The sequence below is a fragment of the Stenotrophomonas sp. YJH_SMC_65 genome, from assembly GCF_059369475.1.
Map to the genome: position 1 here is coordinate 44,758 of NZ_JCAFSR010000006.1, position 17,468 is coordinate 62,225.

General features: G+C 61.1%; 19 protein-coding genes and 1 tRNA gene. 6 read left to right on the forward strand and 14 right to left on the reverse strand.

What is annotated here, in order from left to right; all coding sequences use genetic code 11:
- Positions 1 to 50: 50 nt before the first annotated feature.
- Both AC5P7A_RS12530 and AC5P7A_RS12535 read right to left on the reverse strand, forming a co-directional pair.
- Positions 51 to 479, reverse strand: a complete 429-nt coding sequence (locus AC5P7A_RS12530) for a hypothetical protein (protein ID WP_014038211.1) — start codon at positions 477 to 479, stop codon at positions 51 to 53.
- Complete coding sequence (locus AC5P7A_RS12535; protein ID WP_032958958.1) at positions 469 to 729, reverse strand: helix-turn-helix domain-containing protein; 261 nt, start codon at positions 727 to 729, stop codon at positions 469 to 471. The genes AC5P7A_RS12530 and AC5P7A_RS12535 overlap by 11 nt, the downstream gene beginning before the upstream one ends.
- Positions 730 to 814: 85 nt before the next feature.
- Between AC5P7A_RS12535 and AC5P7A_RS12540 the strand changes: the two genes are divergently transcribed.
- The gene (locus AC5P7A_RS12540) at positions 815 to 1,321 is read left to right on the forward strand and encodes a hypothetical protein (protein WP_041863715.1); all 507 of its coding nucleotides are present in this window, start codon (positions 815 to 817) and stop codon (positions 1,319 to 1,321) included.
- A gap of 88 nt (positions 1,322 to 1,409) precedes the next feature.
- Complete coding sequence (locus AC5P7A_RS12545) at positions 1,410 to 1,643, forward strand: hypothetical protein (RefSeq protein ID WP_032958956.1); 234 nt, start codon at positions 1,410 to 1,412, stop codon at positions 1,641 to 1,643.
- A gap of 574 nt (positions 1,644 to 2,217) precedes the next feature.
- On the opposite strand, the gene AC5P7A_RS12550 is transcribed toward AC5P7A_RS12545, so the two are convergent.
- The 3 genes from AC5P7A_RS12550 to AC5P7A_RS12560 are packed head-to-tail and all read right to left on the reverse strand — an operon-like array spanning position 2,218 to position 4,333.
- Positions 2,218 to 3,027, reverse strand: a complete 810-nt coding sequence (locus AC5P7A_RS12550) for a HEPN domain-containing protein (protein WP_495220179.1) — start codon at positions 3,025 to 3,027, stop codon at positions 2,218 to 2,220.
- 11 nt (positions 3,028 to 3,038) lie between these two features.
- On the reverse strand, positions 3,039 to 4,082 hold the full coding sequence (locus AC5P7A_RS12555; protein ID WP_495220180.1) for a ParA family protein: 1,044 nt from the start codon (positions 4,080 to 4,082) through the stop codon (positions 3,039 to 3,041).
- Between the two features lie 59 nt (positions 4,083 to 4,141).
- Positions 4,142 to 4,333, reverse strand: coding sequence for a hypothetical protein (locus AC5P7A_RS12560; protein WP_495220181.1), 192 nt, complete (start codon positions 4,331 to 4,333; stop codon positions 4,142 to 4,144).
- 144 nt (positions 4,334 to 4,477) lie between these two features.
- Between AC5P7A_RS12560 and AC5P7A_RS12565 the strand changes: the two genes are divergently transcribed.
- A complete protein-coding gene (locus AC5P7A_RS12565) occupies positions 4,478 to 5,002 on the forward strand; it encodes a hypothetical protein (RefSeq protein ID WP_495220182.1) in 525 nt (174 codons plus the stop codon).
- 173 nt (positions 5,003 to 5,175) lie between these two features.
- Here AC5P7A_RS12565 and AC5P7A_RS12570 read toward each other — a convergent pair whose 3' ends face one another.
- Positions 5,176 to 5,646 carry a hypothetical protein gene (locus AC5P7A_RS12570; RefSeq protein ID WP_495220183.1) on the reverse strand — a complete coding sequence of 157 codons (471 nt, stop codon included), beginning with the start codon at positions 5,644 to 5,646 and terminating at the stop codon, positions 5,176 to 5,178.
- An 853-nt stretch (positions 5,647 to 6,499) separates the two neighbouring features.
- On the opposite strand from AC5P7A_RS12570, the gene AC5P7A_RS12575 reads away from it, so the two are divergent.
- Together AC5P7A_RS12575 and AC5P7A_RS12580 are read left to right on the forward strand one after the other, a co-directional pair.
- Positions 6,500 to 7,645: a site-specific integrase gene (locus tag AC5P7A_RS12575; protein WP_495220184.1), complete on the forward strand. Its 1,146-nt coding sequence runs from the start codon at positions 6,500 to 6,502 to the stop codon at positions 7,643 to 7,645.
- 56 nt (positions 7,646 to 7,701) lie between these two features.
- Entirely contained in the window at positions 7,702 to 8,550 is an 849-nt protein-coding gene (locus tag AC5P7A_RS12580; RefSeq protein ID WP_495220185.1) for a DNA adenine methylase, read from the forward strand.
- On the opposite strand, the gene AC5P7A_RS12585 is transcribed toward AC5P7A_RS12580, so the two are convergent.
- From AC5P7A_RS12585 to AC5P7A_RS12595, 3 genes are all read right to left on the reverse strand, one after another.
- A complete protein-coding gene (locus AC5P7A_RS12585; protein WP_495220186.1) occupies positions 8,533 to 9,246 on the reverse strand; it encodes a hypothetical protein in 714 nt (237 codons plus the stop codon). The genes AC5P7A_RS12580 and AC5P7A_RS12585 overlap by 18 nt on opposite strands.
- 560 nt (positions 9,247 to 9,806) lie before the next feature.
- A complete protein-coding gene (locus AC5P7A_RS12590; protein WP_495220187.1) occupies positions 9,807 to 11,348 on the reverse strand; it encodes a DGQHR domain-containing protein in 1,542 nt (513 codons plus the stop codon).
- 138 nt (positions 11,349 to 11,486) lie between these two features.
- Positions 11,487 to 11,562: transfer RNA gene (locus AC5P7A_RS12595), tRNA-Lys, on the reverse strand.
- Between the two features lie 177 nt (positions 11,563 to 11,739).
- Here AC5P7A_RS12595 and AC5P7A_RS12600 point away from each other — a divergent pair.
- Positions 11,740 to 12,696: a DUF2268 domain-containing putative Zn-dependent protease gene (locus AC5P7A_RS12600; protein WP_495220188.1), complete on the forward strand. Its 957-nt coding sequence runs from the start codon at positions 11,740 to 11,742 to the stop codon at positions 12,694 to 12,696.
- A 141-nt stretch (positions 12,697 to 12,837) separates the two neighbouring features.
- On the opposite strand, the gene queC is transcribed toward AC5P7A_RS12600, so the two are convergent.
- The 5 genes from queC to tolB form a co-directional block, all read right to left on the reverse strand.
- Positions 12,838 to 13,503, reverse strand: coding sequence for a 7-cyano-7-deazaguanine synthase QueC (queC, locus tag AC5P7A_RS12605; RefSeq protein ID WP_032958954.1), 666 nt, complete (start codon positions 13,501 to 13,503; stop codon positions 12,838 to 12,840).
- 78 nt (positions 13,504 to 13,581) lie between these two features.
- Entirely contained in the window at positions 13,582 to 14,283 is a 702-nt protein-coding gene (gene queE / locus AC5P7A_RS12610; RefSeq protein ID WP_495220189.1) for a 7-carboxy-7-deazaguanine synthase QueE, read from the reverse strand.
- Between the two features lie 198 nt (positions 14,284 to 14,481).
- Positions 14,482 to 15,300 carry a tol-pal system protein YbgF gene (ybgF, locus tag AC5P7A_RS12615; protein ID WP_049406165.1) on the reverse strand — a complete coding sequence of 273 codons (819 nt, stop codon included), beginning with the start codon at positions 15,298 to 15,300 and terminating at the stop codon, positions 14,482 to 14,484.
- 3 nt (positions 15,301 to 15,303) lie between these two features.
- Positions 15,304 to 15,822, reverse strand: a complete 519-nt coding sequence (pal, locus tag AC5P7A_RS12620; protein WP_014648158.1) for a peptidoglycan-associated lipoprotein Pal — start codon at positions 15,820 to 15,822, stop codon at positions 15,304 to 15,306.
- 64 nt (positions 15,823 to 15,886) lie between these two features.
- Complete coding sequence (gene tolB / locus AC5P7A_RS12625) at positions 15,887 to 17,206, reverse strand: Tol-Pal system beta propeller repeat protein TolB (RefSeq protein WP_014038220.1); 1,320 nt, start codon at positions 17,204 to 17,206, stop codon at positions 15,887 to 15,889.
- Between the last annotated feature and the right edge of the window lie 262 nt (positions 17,207 to 17,468).

The following is a 17,468-nucleotide window of genomic DNA, read 5'->3' on the forward strand; positions in this document are numbered from 1 at the left end:
GCACGAGGGTTGTTCCGGTCGGGAGGCGGGCGGAAGATCGGTTCCGCCGCTCATGCGGCCTGGGCGATGCCCTCCATCCAGCCACGTACGCGCTGGAAGCCAAGTTCGACCAGGTTGAGGTAATGCCGGTTGGATACCGGCCGCTGCCCGCTGTTGGCCAGCAGCAGATTCGCCGTTTCGAATCGTTCGACCTTGCGTCGGCCACGCCCGCAGTAGTAGCCGCGCAGCGCACAGGCCATCGCCACGTTGTCACGCGCGACCGCCGTGATGATGTCTTCGATCTGCTGCGCCAGCTGATCGGTTTCCAGAGGCTTGTAGCCCTGGGCCCGCCCCGGCATGTCACCACGATGCTCGATCAGCACCGCCAGCAGGTTGCGCGACTGGAAGCCGAGGTATTCGCAGTCGCGATGCAGCGCATATTCGCCGCCCCAGTGCTCCAGGCGGCTGCGGACATACTCACCGAACGTATCAAGCTGCATGGGTGGCTTCTCCTTTGACGGGCGACGGGGCCGGACCGAACACATCCGGGCGCAGGGATTCGCGGCGCACGGCGCCCGCAGTGGCCAGCTCGATGCGCCGGCACAGGCGCGCGCCGGGCAGCTTGTGGCCGCGGGCGATCATGTAGAGGGTCCGCAGCGCGCAACCGGTCTGGTGGGCCAGGCGGCGCATGACGGGACAGCTGGGGGTGCCGTAGCCCCCTTGGGAGATGGCGTAGTCGATGAGGTTCATGGGCCACACATTACTGCCACGGTAATGGATAGTCAATACCGTTTTGGTCATTTGCTGGATTGGTAATGCAGCGCACCATCTACAGATGGACGCCAGTACCGCTCGCACCCTCAACATGCGCCTCCGCGTGGCCGCCGCCGGCGGCCCGGCCGAGTGGGCCCGCCTGTACGGTGGCACCCGCTGGGCCCAGCCCCAGGTCAGCCAGTGGATTTCCGAGAGCAACCCGAAGAGCATCGGCCATCGGCTTGCGCGCGATCTTGAATCAGTGATGCAGCTTCCACATGGAACGCTGGATCGCGTCGATCAGGACGGAGACGTGTCGCTTCAGTCTCAATCTACGGGACTGGATTTCGAGAAAATGAGCGCTGCGGTCAAGGTGCTTTCGCACTACCTGGAGCTGGTCGGCGATCCACCGGAATGGATCTACGATCCCGTGCTGCTGGAGACCGCATTCATGGTCGTGGACGAGTTCGGTCAGCCCTCTGCACCGGACAATGTGCTCGACCTGACGAAGCTTCTGGCAAGACGGATCAGGGAGGCAAAGGATGACTCACACGCGACTCGAGGAGCTCGCACAGCGGTTGGCCGCTAGGACCCAGGAACTGCGCGGCGAGCGCACCCCGGCGCCGGCATTGCGGGTGGTGGCGGGAGACGCACATGTGGTCCGCGGGGAGAGGCGCATGGACGCGATCATGCGCGAGTGGCATTGCCGCATGATCCGCAACGTACGCCGACGCTGGGGCGAACCCATGCAGCATGTGATCGATCAGGCATGTTGCGGTGTGGTCAACATCGAGCAGCTCGCCGACGACGCACTGATCCAGTTGCACAAGGACATGGAGCGCGCGGAGGAGTGTATCCGCGAGGGCATTTCCTTCCACGACGCCGGGCTGTTGCGCGCGCATTACGGCTGACAGCGTCCCTGGCCGGCCGGAAACGGCCGGTTCTGATGAGATCAATTACCTGAAATTACCTTTATTGTTACCTTAAAGGTAATTTTTTTAAGGTGAGCGACGTGGGGGCAGCAGCGACGGAAGCGGGTGCGCGGAGCGCCGCCTCCCCGCACCCGCTGCCAGCGGGCGCCGGGGAGTCGATAGCACCTGCAACACCGCATCGTTGCAGCGGCGCTTCCCCCATTGCGGAAGTGCTTTGAAGGAAGCAACAAAAAAGGCGCCCCTTGGGCGCCTTGATCGTCAATGCAATGGTGGGCCGTGAAGGATTCGAACCTTCGACCAAAAGATTAAAAGTCCGCCGAGCCTTCCTTACAAATCAATTGCTTTCCGCAAATATTTTACGGAGGACTGCCTCTCTTCGCCGCGAATTTCGTCTCGGTCCCGAGCCATTTTACGGAGGCCAAACGACGCAAAACGCATCAGAGCGCATCCGGCCCTCAAGCTTGTTGGCGCTGGCTTCCGCTCGTCGCGACTGCGTATGCAGGCTCACGTCAACGGCTTTGCAATCCGCACGTATCGCTTACACATCAAGTATTTACCAGAACAGGCCATCCTTCTCGCCACCCTCTGATCCCACAAGCCATCTCGGGCGCATCACCTCTCGAAGGCGTCCAGGGCGCCTGCTGGATTCAAATGGTCGGTCTTCAGCCACCAACATGTCATCTAGTTGCTCTGCTGGCTCGGGGGCATCTTCAGCGGAAGCTGCGAGGGTCACAGCGTCATGGGCCTCGACTACGTATTCGATTGAATCAACCAAACCTCTCACCACGTTGCGGACGAGCTCCACTTGCTCCAAGGAGATTGGTAGCTTTTCACGCGGAACGGTCGGCCCAAGGTCGCCTTCATGTGCAATCTTATTCCGCCGCTGCACCATGGAAGACAGCTCGGTATTCAATTTCCTTTGATGCTCTTTAAGTTCAGATGGAGTGGCTTCGGGATTCTGATGCCGAGCAATCTCCTTCCAAAGTTGGACATCAGAGGTATAGCGAATGGCATCTGCAATCTTGTCAGGCATCTGAAACGTCAGATGCGATATCTGCGCCCGCACGTCAAGATCAAATGCGGCCGATCTTTCACTAGGGGAGCTGGCCCGTACAACTCTCCACATCGCCTCTGCACTCAGCCGAAAGCTACTGAATCCAGGGTATTTTGAAGCTCCGCTTTCGAACTGGCTAACCATTCTGCTAGCTAGAAGTTCATGCACATAAAGATCAAGGGCCGCCAGGCGCGTGACCCATTCAGCCCGAAGCAGTTCGTCTGCACGGTGCTGCGGAATACCCATGTTCACCAAATTGTCATAGAGCAATGCTAGCTCGTCTCCCCGACCCCACAGCTGCTCGAACAATAGTCTTGGGCTCATGCTGTCACCGCAATCACACGCTCCGCAAACTCTTCGAACGCATCCTTGAAGACATTCATAGAACTAAGCGTTTGCGCCCAAACGGCGCCCTGTTGATCCAGCATAGAGGAGGTAAGGGCAAATATCGGAACCCGGTGCTCCTGTGCGTATGCAATGAGGCTATTGAAATCCCCAACTTCCAACATCGGCTGCCACGGCTTCAAACCCGTCCTCGCCTCGAAATCCTGAACATTGATCATGCCTGCCGCGTCAAGGGACGGAATGAATACGCTTTCCATCTCCCCCTTCAGCCTTTCGACCCACTTCTGGAAAGCTTGCGCAGGAGCGCCCATTCTTGGACGGAATTTCTGAATGACGGATCCAATAAAGGTGGGATGAGGCGCCGGGAATGGATAATCGGCCGTGCGAAGGACATTCAAGCTGTGAGCAAGTTCCGCCCACTTCCGCCAGCGCGGCAGCACCGAGGAAAGCGAGTCCAGCGCCATTGATGAAAAGTAATCAGGATGGAACGGCACAATGAAATGGTCACAGGTCGCAATCAAATTCTGATTCATAGGACCTACACTGGGGCTCATATCAACCAGCACATAGTCCGCTTTGTACGCATCTGCCGTAGCTTCCAACATGTAGCGCGCTGCACCAGGAAGATTGCGAAGCGGCAATAGAGAGCCGCTTAGTTCCTGCGCCAAGCCTAGCGTAGTTTCGTAATCCGAAAGACCTATGTGTCCCGCCAGAAGTAGAAGATTCGGAACGTCATTGTGCACAGTGAAGCAATTTGCTGCCGTGATCTGGCGAGGCTGAGACTCGAAAGCCGGCGCCAATGCATCCTTGATGTTATTCGGCTGCGGAGCGCCATATAGCGACTGCATGTCATCGAGGCCGCGATAGCCACCGATCAAGCCCGTCAGGTTACATTGAGGATCAAAGTCGGCCATGATGACTCGCTTGCCCTTTAGCGCGAGCATCCACCCTAGGTTAAAGACGGTCGTGGTTTTACTCACGCCACCTTTGTGATTGAACATGCATATTATCTTTGCCACGAAGCCAACTCCTCACCAAGTGGCAAGAGTCTAGCCGATAAACAGGCTCATTCTGGGGGCTATGTGCTCGGGCGCGGAGACAATGCTAGCCAGCCCTCAACCAGCACATGTCCCGCCCGCAAAGCTAGGTCATCCGCGCCGGCCTGGGCCACACCTGCGTCACTCACCTGGCCGGGGTCGCTGTCCAGGGTGATTCCCAGGTCATTCGCCCACTTACGTTCGTTGCGGATCTCTTCCAGCGTGTCGTACATGCGACCGCCGCGTTCGCTTATGACCGAGGTAAGCGAACGGATGCCAGCGCGGATCATCATGCGGAGGCCGGTCGCCTCTCCAGCCACACGCAACATGCGATCGCGCCGCTGCGCGCGGCACCCGGGCGGGAGCGACCGACCTGCGTGGTAGGTCTGCGCGTGTTCGAAGCGGCCGTAACCGCCTATGTGGCGACTCTGCGCAGCAGCATGCAGGACGGCGACACGCCGCTCTGCGATACCACCCGGGCCCGGCTGGCGCAGGCGATCGAACTGCTGGAGCTGGTCAGGAGTCAGAGTCGCAGCGTGGTCGATCCGGCCGACCCGTGGCGGGGCCTGTACCACCCCAGTCGCCTCCCGGCGCGCAACGCCGACGGCGAGATCCTGTGCCATCCGGACGTTCCGGCGTGGGCCGACGGTCGCGAGGTATCGCTGCGACCGTTGTTCCTTGCGCAGGGCTTCGACCTGGTCGTGGTTGAGGGCGAGTTCTCTGAGGAAGGCATCGGATCGGGCGTCTACAGCGCCGTGCAGGAGCTGCACGATTGGAATCCGGAGGCACCCGGCGGTGACTGGCGTCTCGCGTGGCTGGGCGAGACCGAGGACGGCCTCGCTGCCTGGTTCGTACGCCCCTTGGCTATCGCCGCCCGTGATGCAATTGGAACTCACCCATGAATACCGCGCTGGCGTACAACGCAGTCCTATGCTTGGTTCAGCAGATCTACGAGGCACTGCTCGGGCAGCCGGTCCTCACGCGTGTCGATATAGCAGCAAAGATGGGGACGATATCCTGCACTAGCCCTTCTGCTGAAGCTATCCGCCTATACCCGCAGCCCTCCCCGAACAGGTCACTGTTCTTCGTGCAAGGAGGAAATGTCCGGGTCCGAACTCCCAGAATCGCTCAATGCCACCTCTGCACGTTCGACAGACTCAGCCTGAGGGAGTGAAACATGCTTACACACAGTCGCTGCGGGATTCTCCTTTCGATCCTGGACCATCCGCTCCACTTGAATGCCGGCATACCAAGCAAAGCCGCAAGAGATTGCAAGCCCGAAAAAGAGCCCCGATTGCTTCAAGCTGCTGAGCACTGCACCCGTGCGCTCATGATGTGCCTTTACGAGCACTGCCGTTGCTGTAATGGTCAAACCGAGCAACACAAAAAATGCCAGGACGAAGAGCAGCAACGTGTTCCAAGGCCAGATCGTGTTCAACTCGGACAGAACATATCGTCCAAACGCGTACGAACCCGTAACGTAAACCGCTGCCGAACCGTACACAGCCTTGTCATTCAACCATTTAGTTACAGCGCCAGTGGCCATTTTTCTCGCTCTCCATTATCACGATGGTTGGATCGGGTCATATCGATGCAGCATAGACGAGAAATGAAACACTTGGGGAAGTGCTCGCACCGCTTGGACGACCGCACTATTGCGATAGCTCTAGGCGTGACGGCGGAGTTCATCGAGACCGAGAAATGCGACAACTCGCTCTCAATCAGCGGCCCACTGGAGCCACGCTCGACTCACGCGCACGCAGGCACTGATGCTCCGGAGCGGTCCCAGTCGGGCGACAAGCTATGCCTCTGCTACGAGGAAAGATCCGACGCCAACTATGGTCAGCTTGACCAGCAAGGCGACGCAAGGAGAGGTAGCCATGCCGTACTGTTCTCGACCGCCCACGAAGTCACCAGACCACACGTCGGCAACGACCATGCGGGGACGCAGCATCATCAATTCCGCCTAAGGGACCGAGAAGACCCCGCTACCAATCACCACAACACAGGATTTCACAGTCTCCGGCCTTTCGTCGGTCGACTCTGGCAAATACGGGCTGAAGGAACCTACCAACAGCGGGTACTGCGGGCGAAGCACACGATCCCGCCGCGCCACGCTGTGGCCACTCCTATCGGAGGGGGCGTTCCTACGCCCGGACTCCCGACCCAACTGGTCCTGGCCCAATGATTGGAGAAGTTCTGCAATTCCAGGACCTGCAGGAGCTTTGTCGGCCCGGCGAGCGCCCCCGCCTTGCCACTGTGGAGACGTGGGCTCGCACACAAGGAATTCGTTACAAGTACGACGGCAAGGGCGGTATCTGGACTACCGCCGCAGCTATGAACGCCGCTCTCGGCCTACAGCGAGCGTCGAACGATGCATATGGGACTGACGTAATCTGATGGCACCTCGACCGCGAAAACACAATCCGTCCATCCCGCCGCACATCGACCAGGCGAAGATCCCCAAGGGCGTTTACTGGGATGCGACAGGCCGTGGCCGCTGGTACATCTTCGAAGCAGCGACGGGCATTGATGGCCCCCGGCAAACTCGCCGCACGGTCGCGGGCCCCGAAGCCAAGCTCTCCGAGCTGCATGGCCTCATGGAGTCAGCAGAAGGCACCGGAACCGTAGAATGGGTCTGCACTCAGTACCACGACAGTGCCAAGTTCAAGGGGCTCGCGGCTGGCACACGCGCGGACTACGAGTCAGCGCGCAATGTCTTAGTGCGCTACCCCACGAATCTGGGCGTGCCGTTCGGCAAACTCCAAGTCAACAAACTGCGAAATCACAATTTTCAGCGGCTTGTTGACAGGATCGAATCGGCAGGAACACCCACTAAAGCAAACAAGGTGCTGCGCTACTCACGGCTCGTTTTCCGCTGGGCATTGAATCGGGGCATCGTGAACCACAACCCCGCGCAGGGCTTGGAGCAGGCGAAGGAGCGCAAGCGGCAGCGCCTTCCCACTGATGATGCCTACATCAAGTTACTCAACTTCGCGCGGGATCGCGCCCAGCGTACAGCAAGAACTGAGGGCTCGGTGCCGCCGTATCTCTGGATGATCATGGAGCTAGGCTATCTCTGCAGGCTTCGCGGTATCGAGACGCTCACATTCACCGAGGCGCAGGGCACCTCCGAAGGTCTGCATACGAACCGACGAAAGCGAAGCCGGGACAGTCTCGTAGAATGGTCACCTAGGCTGCGTTGCGCCTGGGAAGCCGCGCTCGCCCGCCGCGAGGCCATCATCGAGCGGCATCGACTTCCCCTACAGATGCGGGCCGACCAGCGCCACCTCTTTCTAGCAGAGCACGGCGAACTACTTCGGAAGACCAGCCTGGACAGCACCTGGCAGCGGTTCATCCAGTTGGCTATCGCCTCCGGCGTCATCTTGGCAGATCAGCGCTTTAGCCTTCACGACCTGAAGCGCAAGGGAGGCACAGACACCATCGGTAGCCGGGCGGAGCGTCAGGACGCTCTGGGCGTCACCGATGCGATGATGAAGGTCTACGACAAAAGCGTTCCGAGGGTGAAGCCGGCCGCACCGTAACGAATGGAAGCCTGACCCCTAGTAGGGCAAAATGTGCCCACGCTGAGCACCTATACATGACCGCGCCCATAGCCCCCTACCAAACCCCTGAAGCTGCGACCCCGTTCCTCAAGTGGCCGGGCGGGAAGCGCTGGTTCGTTCTAAAACACATTCAGATGATGCCTACGGCATTCAACACCTACGTTGAAGCGTTTGCAGGCTCGGCGTCGGTCTTCTTTGCACTGCGCCCTAGGCAGTCAATCCTATGCGACTCGAACGAGGAGCTTATCTCGACCTACCGCGCAATCAAATGGAGGCCAAATCAGGTCGATTCGGCACTGCGTCGACATGCAGAGAACCATTCGGACGCGTACTACTATGACGTGCGCGCCCAGCGACCTACTGGCCTTATTGAGGTCGCTGCGCGGATGATCTACCTGAATAGAACATGCTTCAACGGAATCTACAGAGTCAACAAGAAGGGGGAGTTCAATGTTCCTCGGGGCTCGAAGGATGCAGTGATGTTAGCGACCGACAACTTCTCGGCTGTCGCTAGAGCCCTCCGCGATTCAGAGCTCATCTCCGGAGACTTCTCTCTCGCAGTTAACCGCGCATCTGCAAATGACCTCGTATTTGCCGATCCACCCTACACTGTGCAGCACAACAACAATGGATTCATCAAGTACAACGAAAAAATCTTCTCTTGGGATGACCAAATCCGATTAGCCATGTCGTTGCAAGCAGCGTCAAAACGCGGCGCAATGGTTGTGGCAACGAACGCCAACCACAAGTCTCTGCGTGAGCTTTACGCCGATCTAGGCTTCACTTGCACCACTACCAGTCGCTTCAGCGCGATCTCCGGTACTGGCAGCGATCGCGGCCAGTACGAAGAGTTGATCATCACCAACTCAAGCAGAGAGCGGTAAGGCCCAGCCTATAAACCCCTCAGGCCGCGACAGGAGCGCGGAAGCCTCCGCTGCGCGCCCCCTCCAGATGGCGAAAGGCAGGTGAGACATGTCGATATCGTTTAGCTCGTCCAACGCCTCTCCATAGTCAACAGCAAGGTCTTTGGGTTCCTCATGGAGCTCCTGGTCATACAACCCCGCGCTAGCTAGCCACTGTACCAGCCATTTTTTGCATTCATCGCCATTAGCTTTCAGATTCTCTGACAGAGCCAGAGTCGCCACTCTTACAAGAAAGAGTGCGCGACAAACAACATTGGCAGCACCTTTGTCCGGTGACGACGCAATGTCAAACAAGCTCAAATCGACTTCTGCCTCAAATGCCTTGTCCAACGTCGAGGTAGGAACCCCAATCCGGCCGCTAGTCATGGCAATGATTCGCGCAAGCGTGGCAGCACGGTCCGGAGCGACACCGCCTCTGGCAACCTCGTCTTCTTCCTGCTGCGTGAGATATTTCTCGACGAAGTAGCGAACAAGTGTCGCGTCGAATACCACACCGCCGCCACTTTCCATGAGCAGACTCCATATCCCACTGACAAGCTCGACAGATGCTTCATCCATGACAGGACTTGGCTGACGAGCCTTCGCATGATAGCTAGCCTCGATACGGGCATGATGATCGTCACGGCCGCGCGCCAAATCATAGCCCCAATCTGTCAACAGAGCTCCAGGACTCGTGGGGACTAGCATTAGATCCGATAGAGTTACACCGGAAATGATGGAAACGTTACTGCTCAGCAGTTGTTGCGCAAAAGGCGTACGAACCCACTCCTTCCAGACAGCCCAAGTGGCTTCGTGAGTTCGATCTCCGCTGGACAGCTGAAAACTGAAGCGGGCACCAGCTCGGTCTAGGTAGTAGTTATCCCCCATGCGAAGGCGCACACCACTTCCTGCAAAGATGGACACCGCAGCTCTTAGCTGAGCGTAGTAGGCAAAATGGATTGCGTTGTCGCCCGCATTACACAGGACTGATCGAAGAGCCGCCCCAAGATACTGCCACGCTTCCATAAGGTGCGAGACTTGATCACCCGCCAGACAAGCTGCATCGTCGCCAGCAGCATCCAAAATCTGACCAGGCCCCGTAATCGGACCGAGCCTTGCAAAGGCATCAACAACGGCAGCGTTTGCGGCATTACCGCAAACGACATCTGCACCAACCTTCGTACCACCCGCTCGAACAGGCGGCGGCCTTCTCGGCGGTCTACCTCTGTTCGATGGGCTCATTGGTAACCCGCCAAATCCGCAACGCGATCAGCAGCGCTAGAGACTTCGGCGTTCTTAGCGGAGCGAAGAGCGCGAACGCATTCTTGCTGCAACGAAGTGTAGCCGCTACTCCCTCGATAGCTTCCCTGACGCAGCTTCTCGTCCTCACTGAGGCCTGGCGCCTTCGATGTGCGCCAATCCATAGCACCGGATACAAGCCCCCGCGCCACGCCTCGCAAGAACTGCATCGCCTTGCTATTCCCAGTCAACGAATGCAAAGCGTCCGTGACAACTGAGTCAGACATTGTCTCTTCGACAGTGTCGACTTCCCACTCTTCCAACCCAATATCGCTGTATGCGATTTGGCACATTGCATTGAAAACGAAGGAGATTGCGCGGACACCCTGATCTGTTGCCAGCAGAGTGTGCGGCCCAGCAAAAGCAGCATCCAAGTCTTGCGGATTCGATCTGCGCCTTGCGTCGGGATCGATCCTTCTATATGAATCACGACAAGACACAGCCCAGTCTGCGCGACTGTTCTGCGCCTCGTCAGCAACGGCCTTCCAGATGGTTAGTAGCAGCGCGGCTTGCTGTGCGCGGGTCCAGGGAAGCACTCGATCTTCGCCCCCTCCCTTGATGGAGCCGAACAAACCACCGATTCGATGGTCCGCGCCCCAACGGCGAATGAACGTGGCCATGAGGGTCCGAATGAAGGCGGCGTTCGAAACGTGGCCCTCGATTCTGCTACCCAACAACTCAATGCGCTGCCGCCAGACGCTTTCTTTGTGGCGCCATAGTGCTTCAGTTAGCTCCTGGGCACGGTGCTCACGGTAGACCTTGAGGTTCTCACCTTCCTCCAGCCAAGACTGGTTCCGCAACTCTGGGTAGAGATCGAAGGCTAAGCTAGGATTGATCTTCTTCGGCTCTACGTTAATCACCCAGAAGAGATACGCCTGCCAAGAATTGGTGAGTCCATAGAAGAAGACGACCGGCACATCGTACTCACCGTCAATCCCATTAAGCGCATCCATCGCAAAGATACGATGCTGCCCATCAATGATCTCCAACGGCTCAAGAGCATTCTCCGGCCTTGTATCGGCAACAGGAAGCTCAAGTTCGTAGGCTCCGTCCCTCTCATTAATGTGGAGAGCGTTCTCCTTCTCGAGCCGGTACTCTTGCCCATGACGTCGCCGCGTCGCGTCCGGCTCCAGAATGTTCACAAGAATCGCAGTCGGCAACCAACCCGGATGAACCAGATGACGGTGATCCTGCGGCTTGATACCCGCCGCCGACGACACAGGGAAACCCCACTGCATGTACCGAGCAATCTTGCTGGATCTCTCGACCTCGTGGACGCGCTGATACCCACCCTCACCAGGCTTTCGGTCTTCCACGACCTGACGGCGACTTACGCCGGAAAGCCGACGCAACTCCGAGATGGGCACCGACCCTAAAAAAAAGTGATCTGCGGGTTTTGGCAGATTTCTCTCGCTGTACTCAGCCAGGTCCCAAGTCCGGAGCCACTGGTTGACCCTGATCAGCGGAATAGATTTTTTCATTCGGCCCCCCTGAGACCATCCGTTTCCCCAAGTGGGCCGAGTTTAGCAGCCCGCCCGTTTGACCGCGCAATTTTACGGAGTGAATTACGGAGCCAAAGAAAAAGGCGCCCAGAAGGCGCCCTAAGTCTTTGATTGCAATGGTGGGCCGTGAAGGATTCGAACCTTCGACCAAAAGATTAAAAGTCTTCTGCTCTACCGACTGAGCTAACGGCCCGATGCATCGCCCGGCCTTTCGGCGGGGTCCGCATTCTACCCTACTTTGCCGGGTCGCGCGAAGTACAGGGGTGTTGCGTGTCCCGGCCAGCGGCCGGCACTACCCGGTCGGGTCAGCCCGCTTAAACCTTCCGGGCCTTCCACGCATCCCATCCATGTTCACCACCCGGAGCCACGGATGCGCCTCACCTGCTGTCTGATCGCCATCCTGCTGTTGCCCTGCACAGCAGTGGCCTCGACGTCCCAGGTCGTCACTGACGACATCGCCCGCTTCTGGGCCACCTATGACGCGGTGCGCGCCGAACCTGATGCCGAACGCCGCGTGGTGCTGGTCCAGCAACGCTACATCGATCCCGGCAGCCCCGGACTGCATGCACTGATGCAGGTCCGCAACTACACGGCCCGCGAATACGCCGAGGCCATGCAGTCATGGCCACGCTTCTGGACTTCGGTACGGCCGTTGACTGCGAACGCGCAGCAGGCCAGCGCCACGCTGGACCGGGACCTGGACGCGTTCCGCGCGCTCTACCCTGCACTGCGTCCGGCCACCATCACCTACGCGATGGGCGTGCTGCGTACCGGCGGCACCACGTTGGGCGACAAGGTGTTGATCGGGGCGGAGATGGCGCTGGGCGATGAGCGCGTGGACGTAAGCGAGCTGCCCGCGCCGATGCGCGGCCGCCTGCGGATCTTCTACGACAGCCGCCCCGGTACGAACAACGCGCAGAACAACCTGCACGAGTACGTGCATACCCAGCAGCGCGAGACCACCGGCAGCCTGGCCCAGTACGCAGTACGCGAAGGCGTGGCCGAATACGTGGCAGAGCGCATCAGCGGTCGCCGTCCGGCACTGCCGCTGTACGCCTATGGGCCCGCGCACGAGGCACAAATCCGCACGCGCTTCCTTGCCGAGATGCACGGTGACAGCCTGGACAACTGGCTGTACAACAGCGCGCGCAATCCGTTCGGGGTGAGTGATCTGGGCTACTACGCCGGATACCGCATCGCGCAGGAGTACATGCGCCAACAGACCGACGAGGGGGCCGCCATCGCGCGGATGATCGAACTGGACTACGCCGATCCGGACGCGGTGCGCGGCTTCATCGAGGCATCGGGATGGTTGCAGGCCCGGTAGGTCAAGGAGTGCGAACCAACGGTTCGCACCCACCGAGAGGGGGGCGGGCGCACCCACCGAGAGGGGGCGGCTTGCACCCACCAAGAGGGGCGGTTCGCACCTGCAGTGAAGCCGGCCAGCGGCCAGCTCTACCAGACGCGGTCAGGCGTACAGCGTGGGGTCGGGCACTCCGGCCTCGGCAAAGCCCTGCGCGCGCAGGCGGCAGGCATCGCAATGACCGCAGGCGGCGCCGTGAGCGTCGGCGTTGTAGCAGGACACGGTCAGGCCGAAGTCCACGCCCAGGCGCACGCCTTCGCTGACGATCTGGCCCTTGCTGAGGAACTGCAGCGGTGCGTGCACCTTGATGCCCGCACCTTCCACGCCCGACTTGGTGGCCAGGTTGGCCAGCGCCTGGAACGCCGCCACGAACTCGGGGCGGCAGTCCGGGTAGCCGGAGTAATCCACGGCGTTGACGCCGCAGAAGATGTCGTTGGCGCCAAGCACTTCGGCCCAGCCCAGGGCCAGCGACAGCATGATGGTGTTGCGCGCCGGCACATAGGTGACCGGAATGCCGGCACCGCCGGCCTCCGGCACGTCGATGTCGTCGGTCAGTGCCGAGCCGCCGATGCTGCGCAGGTCCACGTCCACGGTCTTGTGCGCGACCACGCCCTGGGCCTTGGCCACGCGGGCGGCAGCGTCCAGTTCGGAGGTATGGCGCTGGCCATAGCGCACGCTCAGGGCATGCACGGCGAAGCCCTGTTCCTGGGCCATGGCGATGACGGCGGCTGAATCCATGCCGCCGGAGAGAAGCACGACTGCCTTCTTCATGGGAAAAACATCCGGTTGGGAGGGGAAAGCCAGCACGCTGTCCCGCGCCGGAGTTACATCAGGGAACGCTGCGCCGGCTCATCGGCCCGGCTCGTCGTTCCACAGGATTTTATGCAACTGCATCTGGAAGCGCACCGGCAGCCGGTCTTCGACAATCCAGTCGGCCAGCTGCCGCGCGGTGATCTCGCCCTTGCTGGGCGAGAAGAACACGGTGCAGCGCTGCACCAGGCCGTGCCCGGCGACCATCGCCTTGGCCCAGTCGTAATCCTCGCGGTTGCAGATGACGAACTTGATCTGGTCGCGGGCGGTCAGCAGCGGCAGGTTTTCCAGGCGGTTGCGGGCGGCTTCGGCCGAACCCGGCGTCTTGATGTCGACGACGCGCGACACCCGCGGGTCCACCGCGCTGACGTCCAGCGCACCGGAAGTTTCCAGCGAGACGTCCATGCCGGCATCGCACAGCTTTTCCAACAGCACCAGGCAGCGCTTCTGCGCCAACGGCTCGCCACCGGTCACGCAGACGTGGCGCACGCCCTGGGCCAGCACCTCGGCCACGATTTCGTCGATATCCCACCAGGTGCCGCCGTGGAAGGCATAGGCGGTGTCGCAGTACTGGCAACGCAGCGGGCAGCCGGTCAGGCGCACGAACACGGTTGGCCAGCCGGCGGTATCGGCTTCGCCCTGCAGCGAGGTGAAGATCTCGGTGATCTTCAGGCGTGGCAGGGGCGACTGCACGATCTCACTGGGCGTGGCGGCGGCGCTGGACGGAGTAACGGCGGTCATGGCGGGTACTTCTTGGTGGGACACGTGGCGGGTGGGCTACCGTGGCCGGTAACGAACGCAGCCGAGCATGGCTCGGCTCTACGAAAACAACCGGGCAGACAGGGCCCGGCGCTGCCGGATCCGGGCGGGTTTGCCGAACCGGAAACGAAAGCAGCCGAGCGTGGGCTCGGCTCTACAGGGCACCTATTGTACGCCGGGTCAGCGGATCTGCTTGCCGAGGCGGATGGACTGCAGACGGTCCTGCGCGGTGCGCGCGGCGTCCGAGCCGGGGTACTGCGCCACGACGGCCTCCAGCGTCTGCTGGGCCTGGTCGACCTTGCCCTCGCCATACTGCGAGAGGCCGACCTTGAGCAGGCCGCCGGCGGCCTTGTCGTGGGTCGGATAGCGCGAGAGCAGTTCGCGGAACTGGGTCTCGGCCATCGGGAAGTTGCGGGTGGCGTAGTAGCTCTCGCCCAGCCAGTACAGCGCGTTCGGCGCGTAGACGCCGTTCGGGTACAGCTGCAGGAAGCTCAGGAACAACTGCGCCGAATCATCGTACTTGCCGGCCTTCAGCGAATCGAAGGCGACGTTGTAGGAGGTGCGCTCGTCGCCGGTGGCGGCAAGACTGCCGGCATCACCGTGGACGGAAGGCGGCCGCTCGGAAGTGGCCGCCGCTGCGGGTTTTGCCGGGGCCGGTGCGGCCTTCGGCGCGCTCGCCGGAACGGGCGGCAGGGCCGGGGCGGCATTGCCCCCTTCCAACCGGTTCAGGCGGCTGTCCAGATCCAGGTACTGGTCCTGGGCGGACTGCTTGAGCTGGGCGTTGTCGTGCTGCAACTGCTCGATCGAGGCCTGCAGGCTGGTGACCTGCTGCCGCAGCTGATTGATCTGGTTCAACAGGTCCTGGTTGGCGCTGTTGTTGTACATCTGCTGCTCGAGCGCGCCGACACGGTCGGCCAGGCTCTGTCGCTGTGCATGCGCCGGTGCGGCAGCCACGAGGGCTGCCGCAACGACCAGCATCAGTTTGATGCCAATGCGCATGGATTACTGCGCGGTGTAGACGATTTCGACGCGACGGTTCTGCGACCAGCAGGACTCGTTCGACTCGGTGCAGACCGGACGCTCTTCACCGTAGGACACGACGGTCAGCTGCGAAGCCGAGCCACCGTTGGCCTGCAGGGCCGAGTTGACGCCGTTGCCACGACGCTCACCCAGGGCCTGGTTGTACGCGCGCGAACCGCGTTCGTCGGTGTGGCCCTGCAGGGTGATGCGCGAGGACGGACGGTCACGCAGGTACTTGGCGTGGCAAGCCATGATGGCCTGGAATTCCGGCTTCACGTCTTCCTTGTCCAGGTCGAAGTAGACAACGCGCTGGCGCAGGCAAGCGTCGGTGTCCAGGTCGCCCGGGCCGTACAGGCCGGAGGTCGACGGACCGGTCGGGGTGGTGGTGGAGGTGCCGGTGTCGACCGGGGTTGCCGGCTCTTCCTTCACCTTCTTCGAGCAACCGGCCAGGACGGCCACAGACAGCAGGGAAACAAGCAGAACGCGGGTGGACTTGTTCATGGCGATACCTTTGTGGCTCCTAGGCCGATGAGGGGTTCAAGACAGCGAAAATATTAACACTCTTTTAGCGCTGGGTACGGTATGGGGACCATGCCGGTTCGCGCACATCTCCGTCAGCCAGAACCAACCGCTGGCGCACGCGCGCATCGGCGGAAACGGCGTACAGCACACCACGGCCACCCTCGCGGGCGGCGTACAACACCATGCTTGCGTTGGGCGCAAAGCTCGGAGATTCATCCAGCGAACCCGGGGACAGCGTGCTCCAGCGGGGCGAACCCAGCGAGCTGTCCATCATCGCGATCTTGTAGCTGTTGCCCGAGCCCTGCGCAACGGCGATCTTCTTGCCGTCGTAGGACACCGAGGGCTTGGCATTGTAGTTGCCCTGGAAGGTCACGCGCTCGGCACTGCCACCACCGGCGCCGACCTTGTAGACCTGCGGGCGGCCGCCGCGGTCGGAGGTGAAGTACACCGCGCTGCCATCCGGCGCCCAGGTCGGCTCGGTGTCGATGGCGAAGTGGTTGGTCAGCTGGGTCAGCTGCTTGCTGCCCAGGTCCATCACGTAGATTTCCGGGTTGCCCGAACGCGACAGGGTCAGGGCCAGCTTGCGGCCATCCGGCGAGAACGCCGGGGCGCTGTTGATGCCGCGGAAGCTGGTGACCAGTTCGCGCGCACCGGTGCCGATGTTCTGGATGTAGATCGCCGAATTGCCACGCTCGAAGCTGACGTAGGCCAGCTTGCTGCCATCCGGGCTCCACGACGGCGACAGCAGCGGCTCGGCCGAACGCACGATGGTCTGCGGGTTGTAGCCGTCGGAGTCGGCCACCATCAGCGCATAGCGCATGGCATCGCCCTTGCCGCTGGCGGTCACGTAGGCGATGCGGGTCCAGAAGGCGCCGCGCACGCCGGTGATCTTCTCGTAGATGGCGTCGGCCATCTGGTGGGCGACGTCGCGCATGGCGTTGCCACGGGCGGTCATCGCCAGGCCCAGCAGGCGCTCGCCCTTGGGCACGTCGAACAGTTCGTACTCGACGCGGTAGGCACCGGCACCGGCATCGAGCACGCGGCCGACCACGATGTAGTTCTGCTTCAGCGCGCGCCAGGTGGCGAACTGGATGTCACCGCCACGCACGGGCTTCTCGACGATCTGCGCTTCCGGCAGCGTGCGGAACTGGCCCGAACGCTCCAGGTCGGCGCGGACCACGCCGGCGACGTCGGTCTGCGGAGCGGCCGACGAACCCTGGTAGGGCATCGGCACGATGGTGATCGGCAGGGCGGAGGCATTGCCGCCGATGATGTCGATATCCAGCCCCTTCTGCTGCGCGACGGCAGCAAAGGGCAGCAACAGGGCCGCAAACACGGCAAGCCAGCGAGGCATCTTTTTCATGGAGCGCTCAATAGGGGGAAACCGGAACGAGGGATAACAAAGCAGGAGTGAACCGCTTCGCAATCATGAACCAAGGGTACGTGAATTCCGGGTCAGTTCCAGCCCGTCCTCTCACGCACCGTTAACGTCGTGGCCAACATCGCACCTGCCTGCCCCGGTCACGCCGCCCCTCGGGGCGGTGTTCGACAGCAGCCTGCAGCCTGCCCGGCCGAAACCGAGCACGCCAGAGGCAAGCGCGACATCCGTGGGCAGGAGTGGCCCG

What these genes read in the sequence shown, in the direction of transcription:
- AC5P7A_RS12530 (WP_014038211.1), bottom strand. Translation starts at nt 479, where the DNA reads ATGCAGCTTGATACGTTCGGTGAGTATGTCCGCAGCCGCCTGGAGCAC.
- pal (WP_014648158.1), bottom strand. Translation starts at nt 15,822, where the DNA reads ATGAACAAGTCCACCCGCGTTCTGCTTGTTTCCCTGCTGTCTGTGGCC.
- queC (WP_032958954.1), bottom strand. Translation starts at nt 13,503, where the DNA reads ATGAAGAAGGCAGTCGTGCTTCTCTCCGGCGGCATGGATTCAGCCGCC.
- AC5P7A_RS12575 (WP_495220184.1), top strand. Translation starts at nt 6,500, where the DNA reads ATGGCACCTCGACCGCGAAAACACAATCCGTCCATCCCGCCGCACATC.
- AC5P7A_RS12560 (WP_495220181.1), bottom strand. Translation starts at nt 4,333, where the DNA reads ATGTACGACACGCTGGAAGAGATCCGCAACGAACGTAAGTGGGCGAAT.
- AC5P7A_RS12545 (WP_032958956.1), top strand. Translation starts at nt 1,410, where the DNA reads ATGGACGCGATCATGCGCGAGTGGCATTGCCGCATGATCCGCAACGTA.
- tolB (WP_014038220.1), bottom strand. Translation starts at nt 17,206, where the DNA reads ATGAAAAAGATGCCTCGCTGGCTTGCCGTGTTTGCGGCCCTGTTGCTG.
- AC5P7A_RS12600 (WP_495220188.1), top strand. Translation starts at nt 11,740, where the DNA reads ATGCGCCTCACCTGCTGTCTGATCGCCATCCTGCTGTTGCCCTGCACA.
- queE (WP_495220189.1), bottom strand. Translation starts at nt 14,283, where the DNA reads ATGACCGCCGTTACTCCGTCCAGCGCCGCCGCCACGCCCAGTGAGATC.
- AC5P7A_RS12540 (WP_041863715.1), top strand. Translation starts at nt 815, where the DNA reads ATGGACGCCAGTACCGCTCGCACCCTCAACATGCGCCTCCGCGTGGCC.
- AC5P7A_RS12590 (WP_495220187.1), bottom strand. Translation starts at nt 11,348, where the DNA reads ATGAAAAAATCTATTCCGCTGATCAGGGTCAACCAGTGGCTCCGGACT.
- AC5P7A_RS12580 (WP_495220185.1), top strand. Translation starts at nt 7,702, where the DNA reads ATGACCGCGCCCATAGCCCCCTACCAAACCCCTGAAGCTGCGACCCCG.
- AC5P7A_RS12535 (WP_032958958.1), bottom strand. Translation starts at nt 729, where the DNA reads ATGAACCTCATCGACTACGCCATCTCCCAAGGGGGCTACGGCACCCCC.
- AC5P7A_RS12570 (WP_495220183.1), bottom strand. Translation starts at nt 5,646, where the DNA reads ATGGCCACTGGCGCTGTAACTAAATGGTTGAATGACAAGGCTGTGTAC.
- ybgF (WP_049406165.1), bottom strand. Translation starts at nt 15,300, where the DNA reads ATGCGCATTGGCATCAAACTGATGCTGGTCGTTGCGGCAGCCCTCGTG.